Source organism: Adhaeribacter terreus, from assembly GCF_042657365.1.
GTDB classification, from domain to species: domain Bacteria; phylum Bacteroidota; class Bacteroidia; order Cytophagales; family Hymenobacteraceae; genus Adhaeribacter_A; species Adhaeribacter_A terreus.
The window spans coordinates 130,669-150,265 of the sequence record NZ_JBHSKT010000007.1 but is presented as its reverse complement, the minus strand read 5'-3'; the positions used below and the strand labels follow the sequence as shown (position 1 = coordinate 150,265).

The window sequence follows — 19,597 nt, the reverse complement described above, 5'->3', positions numbered from 1 at the left end:
ATTTGTTTTCGTTGTTGGCTTTTCTTTATTAGAAATTGTTTCGCGAGATAATTTCTGATCCCTAATTTTTAATTCCTAATTAATAGCAATGCCCCGCTTAAAAGATTTTATCGAGTTACATTTCATTATTTTCCTGTGGGGATTTACCGCCATTTTAGGCAAACTCATTACGATTCCTTCGGTGGAGCTGGTGGCGATACGCACGTTAATTGCATTTCTTTCGCTGGCGCTGATCATTAAATTCCGGAAAGGACTTTTTAAGATCGGAACCCTACCGTTTTTGAAAATTTTGGGCGTTGGTTTTTTGCTGGCCGCGCACTGGATCCTGTTTTTTGCTTCGGCGCGGGTTTCTTCGGTTTCTATTTGCCTGGCGGGTTTGGCAACTTCCAGCCTCTGGACTGCTTTGCTGGAACCGATCTTTACGAGCAAAAAAATTAAACCACACGAAATCCTGCTGGCAATTATCATCATGATCGGCCTGTACGTGATCTTCCAGTTCGAATTCGACCATGCTGTGGGAATTACCATGGCAGTGGGCTCTGCTTTAATGGCCGCAATCTTTACAATCATCAACAGCCGGCTAACCAAAATATATCCATCGGCTACTATCAGTTGCTACGAAATGCTGGGCGCCTGCATAGGTACGATTTTATTCTTACCGATCTACACTTCGTTCTTCGCCGAAAACAACGCGCTGGATTTTAGCCTGACCGGCATGGATTGGGTTTATTTGCTTCTCCTGACGCTGGTTTGTACGGTTTATGCTTATACGGCGGCAGTGCGACTCATGCAGAAAATTTCGGCGTTTGCCATGAACCTGACTGTGAATCTGGAACCGGTATATGGTATTGTATTGGCGTGGCTAATCTTCGGGGAAAAGGAGAAAATGTCGGCGGGATTTTACTACGGCGCACTCATAATTCTGGGAGCCGTTTTCATTTACCCGATCCTGGATTCCTGGTACGAGCGCCGGCTGAAATTAAAGACTTCCCTGCCAGCTTCTGAAACTGTCCGGAAAGTTTAGACTGGCCGGAATCTCTTTCTTAAAAATGCCGAAAACCGCCGAACCGGAACCGGTCATGGAAGCGTAAACTGCACCGGCATTGTAAAGCTGTTTTTTCAGTTCCGGAAGAATTGGATAGGTTGGAAAAAGGGCCGTTTCGAAATCGTTGAAAACAGTTTTTTGCCAGTTTTCCATAGCGTTTTGTACAGCTTTCTTCACCGGAATTTCGGCAGGCTTTGGTTTAATTTTTCCGTAAGCTTCGGCGGTGGTAATATGAATTTCCGGGTAAACTATTATGATCTGAAAACCGCTTAAATGCAGTTTTACCGCCTCAAATTCATCGCCTTTGTTGAACGCATAAACCGGTTTATTCTGAATAAAAAAAGCACAATCGGCGCCTAGTTTCCGGGCGTAATTTTCGAGTTGTTCGGAAGTTAGATTGAGTTCAAAAAGTTCGTTTAAACCTTTCAGGGCAAAAGCCGCATCGGCAGAACCGCCACCCAAACCTGCACCGATCGGGATATTCTTATGCAAATGCATTTTTACCGGCGGAATCTCAAAATCGATTTTCAATAATTCGTATGCTTTCAGGCACAAATTGCTTTCCGGGTTGCCGGGAATTTCGATGCCCGAAGATGTGAATTCCGTTTCTTCCGAAGGCAGAATTTCCAACGCATCGCACCAGTTTACCGGGTAAAATACCGATTCGAGGTTATGAAATCCATCGGCGCGGCGTTCGGTCACGTTCAGGCCAATGTTTATTTTAGCATTCGGAAATAAGATCATGCGGAAAGCGTTTGAAAAGCAAAGTTGCGAAATTTATCTGCCAGTAAAAAGCTACAGTTAAATTCGACTTTTCAGACCATTTTCCCTACCGTTTTTCATTGGTTTAAGCTATACTGCTTTTTTGGATATTTTTATCCGAATATTACCTGCAACGGATTTATCAATCGGCGTACGTGAGAAACACGCGGGTCAATAGACCCGCAACAGGTCGCTTCCGGATCAATAGATCCGAAAGAGCAGTCTTTTATGATTGAATCAGGATGAAGCAATACTTTTCGCAATAATGTGCGGACAGGTCAAGCCTTGTCACTACTTTTTCGGCTATTTCCCCTACCGTTTTCGGTTTAATTGATGCAGAAAGATTACCTTCGACAATTAAAATCTGCCTTACTTGTATCCGAAATTCATAAAACCGACTTTTGACTTTTTCGTGGCTTTACTGCTGCTGATTTTGTTGTGGCCAGTACTTTTTATCGTGATTCTGATAGCGTTTTTCGGGAACAAGGGCAAGGTGTTTTTCAAACAGCAGCGGCCGGGTTTGCACGGGAAAATATTCACCATTTATAAATTCCGGACCATGAACGAAAAACAGGACGCGAACGGAAATTTACTGCCCGATGCAGAACGCCTTACTACGCTTGGGAAATTTATCCGGAAAACTTCTTTAGACGAATTGCCGCAACTTTTTAATGTGTTGAAAGGCGAACTGAGTCTGGTTGGTCCGCGGCCTTTGCTGGTTGAATACCTGGAGCTTTATTCTGTGGAAGAAATGCAGCGGCACAACGTGAAACCGGGCATTACGGGTTGGGCGCAGGTAAATGGCCGCAACCGGCAAACCTGGGAAGAACGTTTCCGGCTCGATCTGTTTTACGTGCAGAACATTTCGCTTTGGCTCGATCTGAAAATTCTGGCGCTTACATTTCTGAAAATATTCCGCAGCCACGAAACCAGCGCCGAAGGCCAGGCGACCATGGAAAAATTCCGGGGAAGCGGAAAACCTGCGAAAACCGATTAAAAGCCTTAACTTCGTAAGCACACGGATTGGCCTATGAAAGACATTGCTATTTTTGGTGCCGGCGGTTTGGGCAGAGAGATCGCCTTGCTTATTCAGCAGATAAACGAAGCTGCGCCCACGTGGAACATTACCGGTTTTTACGACGAACAGCGTTTCACGAAGGCCATAGACGGATTTCCGTACCTCGGTTCGATCAAAGAATTGAACGCCGTTGCTTCGGAATTGCATCTGGTAATTGGCATTGGCAACAGCAAATGGAAGCGCAAGGTCTTTGAGCAGATCGAAAATCCGAACATCAAATTTCCTGTCCTTATTCACCCTTCTGTGCAACTGCGCGATTACCAGCGCTGCGAAATTGGCGAAGGCAGTGTAATTGCGCAAAATGTAGTCATTACCACCAACGTAAAGATCGGAAAACACGTACAGGTGAGCCCGGCATCCACGCTGGCACACGATGTAGAAGTTGACGATTTTTGTTCGCTGATGTATGCAATAAACCTGGCCGGAAACGTTAAACTGAACCGGGGAGTTTATATTGGTACCAACGCCACCGTTATTCAGCTACTTGAGGTCGGGGAAAATTCTATTGTTGGTGCAGGCGCGGTGGTAACCCGGTCGCTGCCTGCCAACTGCACCGCCGCCGGACTTCCGGCGCGCATCATAAAATCGCATGAAACACCTGCCTAACCGCATATATTTATCGCCGCCACACATGGGTGGCCACGAGCTGAATTACGTTCATAAAGCTTTTGAAGACAATTTTGTAGCGCCGGCCGGCCCGAACATTGAAGGTTTCGAGCGTGAACTCTGCGATAAAACGGGTGCAGCTTATTCCGTGGCACTTTCTTCCGGAACGGCAGCTATTCACCTGGCTTTAATTCTCTTAGGCGTTGGCCCCGAAGATGAAGTTTTGTGTTCTTCGTTCACTTTTTCGGCTTCCGCTAATCCCATCGTTTACCTTAGAGCCACACCAGTTTTTATAGATTCGGAACCGGAAACCTGGAATATGAGCCCGGAATTTCTGGAACTAGCCATTCAGGACCGGATCAAAAAAGGTAAAAAGCCGAAAGCGCTTATTCTGGTTCATTTGTATGGTATGCCAGCTAAAATGGATGAATTGCTGGAAATTGCCCGTCACTTTGAAATTCCGGTAATTGAAGATGCAGCCGAAGCATTAGGATCAACTTACAAAAAACGCAATGCGGGTAAATTCGGCGACATCGGCATTTTCTCTTTCAACGGCAACAAGATCATCACTACTTCAGGCGGCGGCGCCTTGGTTTCGGAAAATAAAGAATACGTAGAGAAAGCGCGTTTTTTAGCCATGCAGGCCAAAGATCCGGCGCCGCATTACGAGCATTCGCAGATCGGCTACAATTACCGGCTCAGCAACATTTCGGCTGGAATTGGCCGCGGACAATTGGAGGTGTTGGAAAAACGGGTGAAACAGCGCCGCGAGAATTTCAGTTTTTACCAGGAAGCGTTTCAGCAGATAGAGGAAATACAGTTTCTAAAAGAACCAACCGGACATTTCAGTAACCGTTGGCTCAGCACTTTTACGCTTAAAAACAGTAGCGTTTCGCCGGAAAAAATTCGCCTGCATTTAGAGACCTGCAATATAGAAAGTCGGCCACTCTGGAAGCCTTTGCATTTGCAGCCGGTCTTTAAAACGCTACCCTTTTATGGCGAAAAAGTGAGTGAGAATTTATTCCAGAATGGTTTATGCCTGCCTTCGGGTAGCGATTTACAGGAAGAAGATCTGGCCAGAATTGTAAAGGAAGTGAAGAAGGTTTTTATTTAAGGTGTTTCTAAAAGTTAGGTAATGGCGAATTTTTATAATCTTCAGATTATATTTGAACCTAGTTTTGAAACTTATCAATCTATTTCTGAGATCTTAGCACTTTCTCCTTCTGAAAGAATACCCTTTTCTGAAGTTGAGCTTAAAAATGGGCCTAATTTGTGGCAACACGAAGTGGAAGAAAAAATTACCGATCCCTACTTCGATTTTATAACCTATTACACTGATATTATTATTTCAAAATCTGAAGAGCTCTTTAAATTAGAAATTAATAGAGACGCAATCTCTATTTGGTTTCTATATGCTTATAAAGATCAATGTAATTTAGAGTTTGAACCCGTACGTTTAAAGAAATTAGCTGATAGCTGTATTAAACTTTGCATTTCTTGTTGGCAAGAAGACTAGATACATAATTCACCTTTATTACTTTTCCCCTCCAAAACCCTACTGTTTTAAACACAAAAAAGCCTTTCCCGATTAAGAGAAAGGCTTTTTTATATAAGTAATATTCAGGCTTAGCTCAGAACGGCTTCGGCTAAAACTACAATTTTGTTGTTCAGCACTTCTACCACTCCGCCATCTATGTTGAAGTATTGGTAGCCTGAAGTAGTCGTTACCCGAAGTTCACCATTTTCCAGCGTACTGATCAGTGGCGCGTGGTTATTCAGAACTTCGAAAGAGCCTTTGGTTCCCGGAAATTTAGCTCCGATAACTTCGCCTTCGAAAACCTTTTTATCCGGAGTGATTATTTCTAAATGCATAATTATGGTTGTTAGTTGCTGGTTGGTGGTTGTTCGTTTTATTTATCAGGAAACCCAACAACTAATAACGAACAACCAACAACTAAACAATTTATTTCGCTTCTGCCATCAGTTTTTCACCTTTGGCAACGGCATCTTCAATAGAACCTACTAAGTTGAAAGCAACTTCTGGCAGGTGATCGTATTTACCGTCCATGATCTCGTTGAAGCCTTTGATAGTATCTTTGATATCTACCAGAACCCCAGCTAAACCGGTGAACTGCTCCGCAACGTGGAATGGCTGCGATAAGAAACGCTGCACACGACGGGCACGCGATACAACCAGCTTATCTTCTTCAGAAAGTTCGTCCATACCAAGAATGGCGATGATATCCTGAAGTTCTTTGTAACGTTGTAGAATCTCTTTTACACGCTGAGCAGTGTTGTAGTGATCAGCACCCAGAACATCAACAGAAAGAATGCGGGAAGTAGAATCCAGAGGGTCTACTGCAGGATAGATACCTAACTCGGCAATTTTACGGGAAAGTACGGTTGTTGCATCTAAGTGAGCAAACGTTGTAGCCGGAGCCGGGTCAGTCAAGTCATCCGCAGGTACGTAAACGGCCTGTACGGAAGTAATGGAACCACGCTTGGTAGAAGTAATACGCTCCTGCATAGCACCCATTTCTGTTGCCAGTGTTGGCTGGTAACCTACCGCCGATGGCATACGACCTAAAAGAGCCGATACTTCAGCACCTGCCTGCGTAAAGCGGAAAATGTTGTCGATGAAGAAAAGGATATCACGACCAGCACCTTCGCCATCGCCATCACGGAAGTTTTCAGCAATGGTAAGACCAGATAAAGCCACACGAGCACGTGCCCCAGGAGGCTCGTTCATCTGACCGAACACTAGGGTTGCTTGTGATTTTTCCAGTTCTTTCTGATCTACTTTTGTCAGATCCCAGCCACCGGCTTCCATAGAGTGCTTAAACTCTTCGCCGTAACGGATGATATCAGATTCTAAGAATTCGCGCAGTAAGTCGTTTCCTTCGCGGGTACGCTCACCTACACCGGCAAACACTGAAAGACCTGAGTAAGCCTTTGCAATGTTGTTTACCAGCTCCATGATCAATACAGTTTTACCTACACCGGCACCACCGAAAAGACCAATTTTACCACCTTTTACATAAGGAGCAAGTAAGTCGATAACTTTAATACCAGTATAAAGGATCTCGGAAGAAGTTGCCAGGTCTTCGAAACGCGGCGCAGCGCGGTGAATTGGCAAACGTTTGGTTGCTACCGGCTGGGCAATACCATCGATCGCTTCACCAATTACGTTGAACAGACGGCCTTTAATAGCATCGCCGGTTGGCATCGTGATCGGGCCTTCCAGGTCGTTCACCTGTGTGCCGCGGGTCAGACCTTCGGTAGAGTCCATGGAAATGGTCCGAACGCGGTCTTCGCCCAAGTGCTGCTGCACTTCCAGAATGATCCGCTGGCCGTTTTCTTTGATTACCTCAAGCGCATCGAGGATGTTTGGTAACTTTGATGATTCACCAGAGAAGCTAACGTCCACTACCGGACCGATAACCTGGGTAATCCTGCCAATATTTGCCATGTGTTTTACTATATAATATAAAGTATGTAAGAACAGTATTCTTTCAGGCCGCAAAACTAATGCTTATTTCCCGAATTTCAAACCGATAGTTTTTAAAAGTTTCTGAACATTTCTACCAAATGCCCTTCGAACCAGAAATTTCTGCGTAATTGACCGTTCTTAAAAGCTGCAACAATAAAAAAAGGCCCTGAACATTTCCGCAATAAATTAGTTTAAAGCATTACAAATGAACAACATAAAACCGCTTCGCAGGCAGAAAAAACGGTAGGGTTTTAAACCAAAAAAGTGGAAGCTGAAAGGTTTTAAAGCTATCCGAATTTTAATTCGCTTGCTCACACCCTGAAAACAAACTTCTGTTCTGGAACATTTACTAAGTTTAATATTTTAGTTTTTCAATATCCGAAACTTTTTAATAATTTCAGCCATAAAACTATAAACAATTAACTTACAAAAACTTACAAGCTAAATAGTGTTGAATCCCAATTTACAGAAAGGATATTAGAATTAGATTATACCCGCAAAAATCTGATTGATTTCATGTTTTGAAACCAGGTAAATTCATAACTATTTTTTAGGTTATTTGAATATTTTTTTTAATTTTACGAAATCTATTTATTGCACTATCACCTTTACTTTTATGAAAAAACTTTACTTTCTTTTAGGCATGATGGCAATGGGCAGCCTGGCGCAAGCACAAACCTGCACCACCACCATCAACACATTTCCTTACAGTCAGAATTTTGAAAATGGCGCCGGCGGCTGGACCAGCGGAGGAACCAATTCTTCCTGGGCCTTAGGTACTCCGGCCGGAACGGTAATTCAGGGCGCATCTTCCGGTACTCAAGCCTGGATCACAAACCCTACCGGAAACTACAACAACAGCGAAAACTCGTTTGTATTAAGCCCGTGCTTTAACTTTTCTGCTTTAACCGGCGACCCGGATTTCGAAATGAAAATCTGGTGGAATTCCGAATTCAGCTGGGATGGCGCGGTACTGCAATCTTCTATAAACAATGGTACATCGTGGCAGAATGTTGGTGCTTTAAGCGACCCGAATTTCTGGTACAACGACAATACAATTAGCGGAAACCCTGGCGGACAGCAAATTGGCTGGTCTGGCGCTGGCGCCAATGGCAGCGGCGGCTGGGTGAAAGCGAAACACAAACTCAATAATTTAGGCGGTCAGGCAAACGTAAGATTACGTATTGCTTTCGGTTCCGATGGTAGCGTAAATAGTTATGACGGCGTTGCTTTCGATGACATCCGCATTGGCGATAACACCAACAACCTGGCTATTTCTTCTTTTGTGCCGCTTACGCAGATCTGCGGTTTTGGCCCAGCCGAAAAAGTGGAAGTAATTCTGGAAAACTTAGGCAGCGTAGCCGTTTCTAACTACACCGTAGAATACCGTATTACCAACCCTAGCGGAAGCGTAGGCAATTGGATCACTGGTCCGGCCGGCCCTACCCTGCAGCCAGACACCCAGGTACCGTATATTTTCACCAACCAACCTGCCGACCTTACTGCTGCCGGTGCATATGCTATTGAAGTAAGAGTTACCAACAACCAGGGCACCGATCCGGAACCGCTGAACAACAACATTGTTTACAACGTTACCAACGCCCTTTACTCTAACTTCCCGGTTAACCTCGATTTCGAAACGCCACCAACCAGCATTGCTTCTGCCCGCACCATTACAAGACCAAATTCTGCTATTGCTGAAGTTTCGGGCACTGGCTTTGGTACAACGGCTACCAAAGGCTTGATCATGGATGGTGTTGACAATCCGAAATGGGTTGTTCCGGTTGGTTTAACCAATGCCTGGGAAAACAACCCTGACTTTTTCTCGGCGGTTTACATCTGCCTTGGCCCAACCAATATCGGCCCGGATTCCCTGCGTTTAACCCTCGATCTGAAACAATTCTATAAAGCCTCCGCTTACAACACCAACTTCCGCGTTACGGTAAACGGCAAACAGGTAGATGTGCTGGTAGATGGCGTAAAAGATAATACCTTAAACCCTCCTTTCGCTGGTTACGGCGCTGCTGGCGTTCCTTGGAAAAAAGTTGTGGTTGACCTTACTCCATACAAAAACAGAGGCGGCATTCAAATCGGTCTGGAAAGCAGCGTGAAAGAGGCTTATGCCAATGGAAACGGTACTGCCAACGTAATGGATAATATTTTAGTGGAACGCGTTGCTTTTGTAAGTGGCGTAAAAGAGAACATCCTGCAAAGCAACGTAGTAGTATTCCCGAACCCGTCTAACGGCCTGTTTAACTTGAAAGTACCAACTACAACCCGCAACTACTCTGTAGAAGTGATGGACTTGACCGGCAAACTGGTAAAACTGCAAACCGTAACCAACAACGCAGGTACTACTCAATTAAACCTGAACGGTACGGCTAAAGGTATCTATATCCTGAAGATCGCTTCTGAAGGAAATGTAGCAACCCGCAAACTGATCGTAGAATAAAACACCTTGGCTTAAAACGCTATCGTTTCAGATACTAAAACTCAAATGCCCTCGGAAAATTCCGGGGGCTTTTTTTTTTGATTAAAGCCGAAAGAAAAACGCTATGCTTTCGGGCTAAAAAAGTAAAAACGCTATGCTTTCAGGCGTAAAAAGTAAATCTCTGTTTCCAATATAATATCAAAGGAAAAGCTTACCGAAAACGGCAGGAAATTATGGTTCAAAAGTCCTGAAATAATAAGGTAACTATTCAACCAACTTATCGTACTTCTTTATTCAAGCATTTCATTTTCGGAGATTTTCAGGTTCATTCTTATTTCTGAACAGGTTTATAATTCGCTAATACAACATTACCGAACTACTGTTATCTCCAGACTTTACAAGTTCAGTACAACACTTTTATTCCGGAAGTGTGAATTTTATTAACAACAGTTTTACCACAGTACAAATACGAGTTCCAGGCACTGTGTAACATAAAGGCATTTCCAGCCAAACAAAGCATTATTATCTTATTTTTCAGGTATTTAAATATGTAACAGTATTTCAAAAACCCAACTTTAAACCCACAGTTTCCAGGAGGAAACCTCAGGCACTGCAACAGTATGTTATTTAAATTTGACAACACCAATTAAATTTATAAATTTAGCCAGATAACATCACTTTAAACCTACTACGCATGAAAAAGTTAATACCATTTTCACTGTTTATGTGGATGCTTGCAGGGCAGGCCTGGGGGCAAGCCTGTACCACTCCCATTACTACCTTTCCTTATTTCGAAAACTTTGAAGCCAACAATGGGAACTGGACCGCTGGCGGCTCATTTTCCACCTGGGCCTGGGGAACGCCGGCCAAACCAGTGATCACCGGCGCTGCTTCCGGCACCAAGGCCTGGGTTACCAGCCTTACCGGCACCTACAACGGCGATGAAGTTTCGCAGGTTACGAGCCCTTGTTTTAACTTTTCTACTTTGGTGCAGCCTATTTTTCAGGCCAAAATCTGGTGGAACAGCGAAACCGGCTGGGACGGGGCTGTTTTGCAATCTTCCATTAATAACGGCACATCTTGGCAAACTGTAGGCGCATTCGGCGATCCGAATAACTGGTACAATACCAGCTCCTTTTTCAATAGCCCGGGGCCGGGTGGCCAGCAACAAGGCTGGGCCGGAACTTCAACCTCATCCAGCGGCGGCTATGTATTAGCCAAACATGTACTTACAGGCTTAGGCGGCCAGCCGAACGTTAGACTCCGGATCGCTTTTGCCGCCGATGGCATTATTAACTACGACGGTTTTGCTTTCGACGACGTTTCTATAATTGAAACGCCTACCCTGGATCTGGAATTAACTACTTTTACAGCCCCAAATTCAGGTTGCTCTTTAAGCGCTGCTGAAAACGTTTGCGTAACCATTACCAATAAAGGCATAGCTGCGCAAACCAACTTCCCGGTTAGTTACCAGATCGGCAGTGGACCGGTAGTTACCGAAACTGTAACCGCTACCATTCCACCACTTGGCACTTACACCTATTGCTTCACGCAAAAAGCGAACTTGTCTATTCCTGCCACTTATACCATTACGGCAACCACTATGCTACCCGGCGATGGCGACCCAACCAATAATTCCGCAACCAGAACTGTTACTTCCGTTCCGGTAATTTCTACTTTCCCTTACAGCCAGAATTTCGAAAATGGCAATGGCGGCTGGCGCTCTGGCGGTACAAGTTCTTCCTGGGCTTTTGGCACGCCCGCAAAACAAGTTATTCAGGGAGCTTCATCGGGCGTAAATGCCTGGGTAACCAACCTTACCGGCACTTATAATACCAGCGAAAATTCGTACGTAATGAGCCCGTGCTTTAACTTCTCTGGCTTAACCGGCGACCCTGATTTTGAAATGAAAGCCTGGTGGAGCTCTGAACAGGGCTGGGATGGTGCCGTATTGCAATACTCCACAAACGGCGGCACAACATGGCAAAACGTAGGTGCGGTTGGCCAGCCAAATAACTGGTTCAATAACAGCAATATCTGGGGAAATCCGGGCGGGCAGGCTGTTGGCTGGAGCGGCACCGGAGGTACCAGCAGCAACGGCTGGGTAAAAGTGAAACATAAACTTAACGGTTTAGCCGGCCAGTCTGCAGTATTGCTGCGCGTAGCTTTTGCCTCCGATTCTTACGGCGATTACGACGGTTTTGCTTTCGATGACATTCGCATAGGGGATAATTCACATAACTTATCTATAAACACCTTCACGCCACTTATTCAGGTTTGCGGTTTCGGAACCAACGAAAAAGTACAGGTAGAGATCGAAAACCTGGGCGGCGTAAATATTACTTCTTACCAGATGAGATTCCGGGTAGATGGCGGCTCTTGGGTGAATGGCACTGCTACACCGCAATTAGCACCAGATTCACCGCTGAAATATACGTTTACCCAGGGCGCTGATTTATCTACGCCAGGTCCGCACAGCATTGAAGTGGAGATCGCCAATACGCAGGGTGTAGATCCGGAACCGGCCAACAATTCCATTGTTTACAATGTAACCAACGCACTTTACACCGGCCTGCCTGTTACCCTCGATTTCGAAACCCCGTCAACCAGTGTTTCTGCAGCCCGCACCATTACAAAAACCAAATCTGCAATTACGGAAATGGCCGGAACTGGTAACGGAACCGGTAAAGGCCTGATCATGGACGGTGTAGCTGATCCGAGCTGGGTAATTCCGGTTGGTATTTTAGACCCTTGGGCGAACAACAACGATAACTTCTCGGCGGTTTACATTTGCTTGGGTCCAACCAATATCGGTCAGGATTCCCTGCGTTTAACCTTCGATCTGAAACAGTTCTATAAAACTACGCACTACAATACCAACTTCCGCGTAACGGTGAACGGCAACCAGATCGGCCAGACCTTCAGACCTCCTTTCGGCGGTTATTCGGCCACTACTCCTGCTTCATGGCAAACCATCGTAATCGACCTAACGCCATATAAAAACAAAGGTGGTATTCAGATCGGTTTGGAAAGCAGCGTGAAAGAAGGTTTCGATAATACCAATGGTACTGCCAACGTGATCGACAACATTGAAGTACAGCGCATTGCTTTTATAGAAGGTATAAAAGAGAACATCCTGCAAAACAACGTAGTGGTATTCCCGAACCCGTCTAATAGCTTGTTCAACCTGAAAGTACCAACTACAACCCGTAACTACTCTGTAGAAGTAACGGATTTGACCGGTAAACTGGTAAAACAGCAAACCGTAACCAACAACTCCGGCACAACGCAATTAAATCTGAACGGTACGGCTAAAGGTATCTACATCCTTAAAATTGCTTCTGAAGGAAATGTGGCTACCCGTAAACTGATCGTAGAATAACAAAACGCTATCGTTTTTGCTTAAAAAAGTCCCGCTGGGTATCCGGCGGGACTTTTTTTTTGTTTATAACCGAAAGAAAAATGGTATGCTTTTAGCCTGAAAAACTGCTGTTCGCCATCAAGGTCCTTCGCTAGCGCTCTGGATGACAGGACGTGAAAAACGCTATGCTTTCTGGTGTAAAAAGTAAATCTCTCTTTCCAATATAATATCAGGGGAATAACCTACGAAAAACGGTAGAAAATCAGGCTTTAAAAGTCCTGATACAATCTGTGAAGCTCAAGCAAAAAGGTTTACAAAACGCATCCAAGCCCCAACTATAAACAAAACTTACCGGAGCAATATTTTCCATAAAACCTCTCCTGAAAACCGCAGCAAAACGCTGTTACCTGTAAACCCAACAATTTTCTCGCAACACTTCTTCAGGGTCGAAAAATATTTTAAAAACAACCAATAGCTTACAATACAAAATCCGCTTTCAAGAGCCTTATAACATGAGTGCATTTAAAGTCCAACAAAGCATTATTTTACTGTTTTTCAACAATTTACACAAATCACCCCATTCGTAAAATACAATTTAAAACACACCCAATGCTGAATCGCATAATTTCCTGAATAACTGAGATTTATTAATATTTTAAAATTCTATATTTATAAATAAATTCAACAGCCTAACATCACTTTATCCTACCTTATAAACCTATTGCACATGAAAAAAATATTACCGCTTTCACTGCTTTTGTGTATACTGATCGGGCAAGCCTGGGCACAGACCTGTACAACTACTATTTCCACTTTCCCCTACTTCCAGAACTTCGATTCCAATGCAGGTGGCTGGGTCAGTGGCTCACTTCCGGGAGCTTCAGGAGCAAATTCCTGGGCTATGGGTATTCCTATTGGTGCTGTTATCAATTCGGCTGCATCGCCGCCGAATGCCTGGGTTACCAACCTGAGCGGAAATTATAATAACAATGAAGCTTCATACGTGCAAAGTCCGTGTTTCAACTTTACCAACCTGATTCAGCCTATTTTCCTGGCCAAAATCTGGTGGAACAGCGAATCAGGCTGGGATGGCACCGTACTGCAATCTTCTATCGACAATGGCGCTACCTGGCAAGTGGTTGGTACTTTTGGTGCCCCAAATAACTGGTATAACTCCAGCAACATCGGTGGATCTCCGGGTGGCCAGTCTATTGGCTGGAGCGGAAGCGGCACCACCGGCAGCGGTGGCTGGGTATTAGCAAAACATGCCCTTACGGGTTTAGGCGGTCAGGCCAACGTTAGACTGCGCATTGCATTTGGTTCCGATGTCAGTTCTACCTACGAAGGCTTTGCTTTTGACGACGTTTCTGTGATGGAAACTCCTTCTTTAGATTTAGAATTAACGGCCTTCACCTCGCCAGTTTCCAGCTGTGCTTTATCGGCGGCCGAAAACGTTTGCGTAACCATTACCAACAAAGGCATAGCCGCGCAAACCAACTTCCCGGTTAGTTACCAGATCGGCAATGGACCGGTAATTACCGAAACTGTAACGGCTACCATTCCACCACTTAGCACTTACACCTATTGCTTCACGCAAAAAGCGAACTTAGCTACGCCTACCACTTATACCATTACGGCAACCACCTTGCTACCCGGCGATGGCGACCCAACCAATAATTCGGCAACCAGAACTGTTACTTCCGTTCCGATTATTTCTACTTTCCCTTACAGCCAGAATTTCGAAAATGGCAATGGCGGCTGGCGCTCTGGCGGCACAAACTCTTCCTGGGCATTGGGCACCCCGGCGAAGCAAATTATTCAGGGCGCTTCATCGGGCGTAAATGCCTGGGTAACCAACCTTACCGGCACTTATAATACCAGCGAAAATTCCTATGTAATAGGCCCTTGCTTTAACTTCGCGGGCTTATCCATCGGCGATCCTGACTTTGAAATGAAAGTTTGGTGGGCTTCGGAAGCTGGTTTAGCGGGTGCGGTGCTACAATCTTCTATAGATGGAGGCGCCACCTGGCAAACCATTGGTACCATGGGGCAACCTAATAACTGGTATAACTCCAGCACCATCTCCGGTAATCCGGGTGGTCAGCAGCAAGGCTGGACTGGCGGAGCAGGCGGTACTGCCACCCCTCCGGGCAGCGGTGGCTGGGTGAATGTAAAACACAGACTTACCGGTTTAGCCGGACAGCCGGACGTATTGTTGCGCGTTGCCTTTGGCTCCAATAACTGGTTAGCTTATGATGGTTTTGCCTTCGACGATGTACGCATTGTTGACAATACTAATAATCTGGCTATTAATTCTTTTGTGCCGCTTATGCAGTCTTGCGGTTTCGGCGCCACCGAAAAAGTTGAAGTAATAATCGAGAACCTGGGCGCCATTCCCATAAGCAATTTCCACCTGCAATTCAGAGTTGATGGCGGCGCCTGGTCAGCTCCTGCTACCGGCAATAATTTAATGCCGAATACTCCAACAAATTTCACCTTTACTCAAACTGCAAACCTCTCGGCTGCCGGCCCGCATAGTATTGAAGTTCGCATTGTAACCAATGTTGGAATAGATCCGGAAATGGCTAACAACACCGTTATATATAATGTAACCAACACCTTGTTCAACACCATACCGATTACACTCGATTTCGAAACCCCGCCGACCAGTATGAATGCCGCGCGCATTATCACCAATGCTAAATCTTCCATAAACGAAATTACCGGCGCTGGTAACGGAACCGGCAAAGGCTTGGTCATGGACGGGATAGACAATTCTAAATGGATAGCTCCGGCGAGCAATCTTGATCCATGGATAAAGAACGCAGATAACTTCTCGGCTGTTTATATTTGCCTTACGCCTACTAATATTGGCTCAGATTCCCTGATCCTTACTTTCGACCTGAAACAGCTTTATAAAGCTTCCATGTTCAACACAAACTTCCGCGTTACAGTAAACGGTAATCAGGTTGGCCAGAATTACTGGCCTCCTTTTGGTGGCTACCCAACCGGCACAACGGCTCCCTGGAAAACCATTAAAGTTAATCTGACTCCTTACAAAAACAAAGGCAGCATTCAGATTGGCCTGGAAAGCAACGTGAAAGAAGAATATGCTAACGGCAACGGTACTGCCAACGTGATCGACAATATCCAGATCGTACGCGTTGCATGCTCCACTTGCGTAGGTATCTCCGAAAACTATCTGCAAAACAACGTAGTAGTATTCCCGAACCCGTCTAACGGCCTGTTCAACCTGAAAGTACCAACTACAACCCGTAACTACTCAGTAGAAGTAACGGACCTGACCGGTAAACTGGTAAAACAGCAAACCGTTACCAACAACTCCGGAACTACCCAATTAAATCTGAACGGTACGGCTAAAGGTATCTACATCCTTAAAATTGCTTCTGAAGGAAATGTGGCTACCCGTAAACTGATCGTAGAATAAAAACGCTATCGTTTTTGCTTAAAAAAGTCCCGCTGGCTATCTGGCGGGACTTTTTTTTTATAGCCTATTGAAAAACGCTATGTTTTTAGGTCTCAAAAGTCAAAACGCTATGCTTTCTGGTGTAAAAAGTAATTCTCCATTTTCAACAAAATATCAGGGAAATAACTTACTGAAAACGGTAGGAAATCAGGCTTTAAAAGTCTTGATACAATCTGTGAAGCTCAAGCAAAAAAGTTTATAAATCACGCCCAAACCCAGTCTATTAACAAAATTTACAAAGCCACATTTTCCATAAAACCTCTCCTGAAAACCGCAGCAAAACGCTGTTACCTGTAAACCCAACATTTTTTCCGCAACACTTTTTCAGGTCCGAAAAATATTTAAACAAGAGCTAATAGTTTAGAGTACAAAAACAGCTTTCAAAAGACTTATAACATGCATGCATTTAAAGCGCAACAAAGCATTATTTTACTGTTTTTCAACAATTTGCACAAATCACCCCATTCGTAAAATACAATTTAAAATACACTCAAAATTGAGCTACATAATTTCCTGAATTACTGGGGTTTATTAATATTTGAAAATACTATATTTATATATAAATTTAGCGACCTAACATCACTTTATCCCACCTTATAAACCAATTACGCATGAAAAAACTGATACCAATTTCCCTGTTTATGTGGATATTGGTAGGCCAGGCCTGGGCACAGACCTGTACAACTACTATTTCCACTTTCCCCTACTTTCAGAACTTCGATTCCGGTGCCGGTAGCTGGACCGCTGGCGGCTCAAATTCAAGCTGGGCTTTGGGCGTTCCTTCTAAATCGGGCATAAGCGCGGCTGCTTCCATTCCCAATGCCTGGGTAACAAACCTGAGCGGAAATTACAACAACAGCGAAGATTCGTATGTAATGAGCCCGTGCTTTAACTTTACCTCATTGGTACAGCCAATTTTCCAGGCCAAAATTTTCTGGAACTCTGAATTCAGTTGGGACGGAACTGTACTGCAGTCTTCTATAGACAACGGCGCTACCTGGCAAGTAGTTGGTGCCTTTGGCGACCCGAATAACTGGTACACCGACAACTCTCTGGATAACCGCGTTGGCGGTCAGTCTGTAGGTTGGGCCGGTGGCCCTACATCGTTTCCTCCTGGCGGCAGTGGCGGCTGGGTGTTAGCGAAACATGCTCTTACCGGTTTAGGAGGCCAGGCAAATGTGCGTTTGCGTATTGCTTTTGGCTCCGATGGCAGCGTGAATAATTACGATGGTTTTGCCTTCGATGATGTTACCATTTTAGAAACGCCTTCGCTTGACCTGCAGTTAACTACTGTTACTTCTCCGACTTCCGGATGTGCTTTATCGGCGGCCGAAAATGTTTGCGTAACCATTACCAATAAAGGTATTGCCGCGCAATCTAACTTCCAGGTTAGCTACCAGATTGGAACTAATGCACCGGTAGTAGAAACTGTAACGGCTACTATTGCGCCGCTTGCTTCATACACGTATTGCTTCACCCAAAAAGCGAACTTGTCAACACCTGGTTCTTATAACTTTTCTGCCAGCACCATGCTAACCGGCGATGGCGACCCAAGCAATAACACACAGACCATTATTGTTACTTCGGTACCGGTAATTTCTTCTTTCCCTTACAGCCAGAATTTCGAAAATGGCAATGGCGGCTGGCGCTCGGGCGGTGCAAGTTCTTCCTGGGCATTGGGAACTCCGGCTAAGCAAATTATTCAGGGCGCTTCTTCCGGCGTAAATGCCTGGGTAACCAGCCTTACCGGTACCTATAATACCAGCGAAAACTCGTATGTAATGGGCCCTTGCTTTAACTTCTCGGGCTTAACCGGCGGCGACCCTGATTTCGAAATGAAAGTTTGGTGGGCTTCTGAAGCGGGTTATGATGGAGCGGTGCTTCAGTCTTCAATAAACGGCGGCGCTACCTGGCAAACTATTGGAGCAATGGGGCAGCCAAATAACTGGTATAACTCCAGCACTATTTACGGAAATCCGGGTGGTCAGCAACAAGGCTGGTCAGGCGGCGCAGGCTGGAACACAACACCTCCGGGCAGTAACGGCTGGGTAAAAGTAAAACACAAACTTACCGGTTTAGCCGGCCAGTCGGCCGTAATGCTGCGCGTGGCGTTTGGCTCAGACCCATATACCACTTACGACGGCTTTGCTTTCGATGATGTAAGAATCGGCGACAACACCAACAACCTCTCCATTAACTCCTTCATTCCTCTAACCCAGGTTTGCGGTTTTGGCACCAACGAAAAAGTGGAAGTGATGATCGAGAACCTGGGCAGCATTGCCGTAAGCAATTATCACCTGCAATTCCGGGTAGATGGCGGCGGCTGGTCTACTCCTGCTACCGGCCCAACTTTAATGCCAGATTCACCAAGAAAATTCACCTTCACGCAAAGCGCCGACTTATCAGCTGCCGGCCCGCATTCTATTGAAGTGCGCATTGTAAATAACGCAGGAACAGATCCGGAAATGGTGAACAACAACATTGTTTATAATGTAACAAACGCATTATTCAGCGGCACGCCGGTTACCCTCGATTTTGAAACGCCACCAACCAGCATGACTGCGGCCCGCACCATTACCAATGCTAAAGCTACCATATCCGAAATTTCCGGCGCAGGTAACGGAACCGGCAAAGGCCTGATCATGGACGGTATCGACGATCCGAAATGGGTAATTCCGGCAGGTATTATTGACCCATGGAATAACAATTCAGATAACTTCGGGGGAGTTTATGTTTGCTTAGGCCCAACCAACATTGGTTACGATTCCATTAAAATGACCCTGAACCTGAAACAACTTTACAAGGCAACCCACTTAAACACCAATTTCCGCATCACGGTAAACGGGAAACAGGTTGGCCCTACTTACAGACCACCATTTGGCGGTTACGCAGCGGGCACCACACCTGCCTGGGATACTATTACCGTAGATCTGACTCCTTTCGCGCAGAAAGGCGGCATTCAGGTTGGCCTGGAAAGCAGCGTGAAAGAAGCTTATGACAATGGAAACGGCACCGCAAACCTGATCGATAACGTTCAAATCATCAGAACGCATTATACCGGTATAAAAGAGAACATCCTGCAAAGCAACGTAGTGGTATTCCCGAACCCGTCTAACGGCCTGTTCAACCTGAAAGTACCAACTACTACTCGTAACTTCTCTGTAGAAGTAATGGATTTGACCGGTAAACTGGTAAAACAGCAAACCGTAACCAACAACTCCGGTTCAACCCAACTGAACCTGAATGGTACGGCTAAAGGTATCTACATCCTCAAGATCGCTTCTGAAGGAAATGTGGCTACCCGCAAATTGATAATTGAATAACCATAGTTTTTTCA

12 protein-coding genes are annotated in these 19,597 nt (G+C 45.1%); 9 read left to right on the top strand and 3 right to left on the bottom strand.

What is annotated here, in order from left to right; all coding sequences use genetic code 11:
• The first annotated feature begins 88 nt into the window (after positions 1-88).
• The gene (locus ACFPIB_RS12675; RefSeq protein WP_378017831.1) at positions 89-1,024 is read left to right on the top strand and encodes a DMT family transporter; all 936 of its coding nucleotides are present in this window, start codon (positions 89-91) and stop codon (positions 1,022-1,024) included.
• On the opposite strand, the gene ispE is transcribed toward ACFPIB_RS12675, so the two are convergent.
• Complete coding sequence (gene ispE / locus ACFPIB_RS12670; protein WP_378017830.1) at positions 980-1,789, bottom strand: 4-(cytidine 5'-diphospho)-2-C-methyl-D-erythritol kinase; 810 nt, start codon at positions 1,787-1,789, stop codon at positions 980-982. The two genes, ACFPIB_RS12675 and ispE, sit on opposite strands and share 45 nt — an antisense overlap.
• 391 nt (positions 1,790-2,180) lie before the next feature.
• Between ispE and ACFPIB_RS12665 the strand changes: the two genes are divergently transcribed.
• From ACFPIB_RS12665 to ACFPIB_RS12650, 4 genes are read left to right on the top strand one after another with little or no spacing between them, the layout of a single operon-like run.
• A complete protein-coding gene (locus ACFPIB_RS12665) occupies positions 2,181-2,804 on the top strand; it encodes a sugar transferase (RefSeq protein WP_378017829.1) in 624 nt (207 codons plus the stop codon).
• A gap of 33 nt (positions 2,805-2,837) precedes the next feature.
• Positions 2,838-3,491, top strand: a complete 654-nt coding sequence (locus ACFPIB_RS12660; protein WP_378017828.1) for an acetyltransferase — start codon at positions 2,838-2,840, stop codon at positions 3,489-3,491.
• Positions 3,475-4,605: a DegT/DnrJ/EryC1/StrS family aminotransferase gene (locus ACFPIB_RS12655; protein WP_378017827.1), complete on the top strand. Its 1,131-nt coding sequence runs from the start codon at positions 3,475-3,477 to the stop codon at positions 4,603-4,605. The genes ACFPIB_RS12660 and ACFPIB_RS12655 overlap by 17 nt, the downstream gene beginning before the upstream one ends.
• Before the next feature lie 21 nt (positions 4,606-4,626).
• Entirely contained in the window at positions 4,627-5,007 is a 381-nt protein-coding gene (locus ACFPIB_RS12650; RefSeq protein ID WP_378017826.1) for a hypothetical protein, read from the top strand.
• A gap of 110 nt (positions 5,008-5,117) precedes the next feature.
• On the opposite strand, the gene atpC is transcribed toward ACFPIB_RS12650, so the two are convergent.
• Together atpC and atpD are read right to left on the bottom strand one after the other, a co-directional pair.
• A complete protein-coding gene (atpC, locus tag ACFPIB_RS12645) occupies positions 5,118-5,363 on the bottom strand; it encodes an ATP synthase F1 subunit epsilon (protein WP_378017825.1) in 246 nt (81 codons plus the stop codon).
• A 91-nt stretch (positions 5,364-5,454) separates the two neighbouring features.
• A complete protein-coding gene (gene atpD, locus ACFPIB_RS12640; RefSeq protein ID WP_378017824.1) occupies positions 5,455-6,960 on the bottom strand; it encodes a F0F1 ATP synthase subunit beta in 1,506 nt (501 codons plus the stop codon).
• Positions 6,961-7,597: 637 nt separating this feature from the next.
• Between atpD and ACFPIB_RS12635 the strand changes: the two genes are divergently transcribed.
• The 4 genes from ACFPIB_RS12635 (at position 7,598) to ACFPIB_RS12620 (ending at position 19,583) form a co-directional block, all read left to right on the top strand.
• Positions 7,598-9,433 carry a T9SS type A sorting domain-containing protein gene (locus ACFPIB_RS12635; protein WP_378017823.1) on the top strand — a complete coding sequence of 612 codons (1,836 nt, stop codon included), beginning with the start codon at positions 7,598-7,600 and terminating at the stop codon, positions 9,431-9,433.
• 673 nt (positions 9,434-10,106) lie between these two features.
• Positions 10,107-12,794 carry a T9SS type A sorting domain-containing protein gene (locus ACFPIB_RS12630; protein WP_378017822.1) on the top strand — a complete coding sequence of 896 codons (2,688 nt, stop codon included), beginning with the start codon at positions 10,107-10,109 and terminating at the stop codon, positions 12,792-12,794.
• Between the two features lie 706 nt (positions 12,795-13,500).
• On the top strand, positions 13,501-16,221 hold the full coding sequence (locus tag ACFPIB_RS12625; protein WP_378017821.1) for a T9SS type A sorting domain-containing protein: 2,721 nt from the start codon (positions 13,501-13,503) through the stop codon (positions 16,219-16,221).
• Positions 16,222-16,871: 650 nt separating this feature from the next.
• Positions 16,872-19,583, top strand: a complete 2,712-nt coding sequence (locus ACFPIB_RS12620; protein WP_378017820.1) for a T9SS type A sorting domain-containing protein — start codon at positions 16,872-16,874, stop codon at positions 19,581-19,583.
• Positions 19,584-19,597 lie beyond the last annotated feature (14 nt).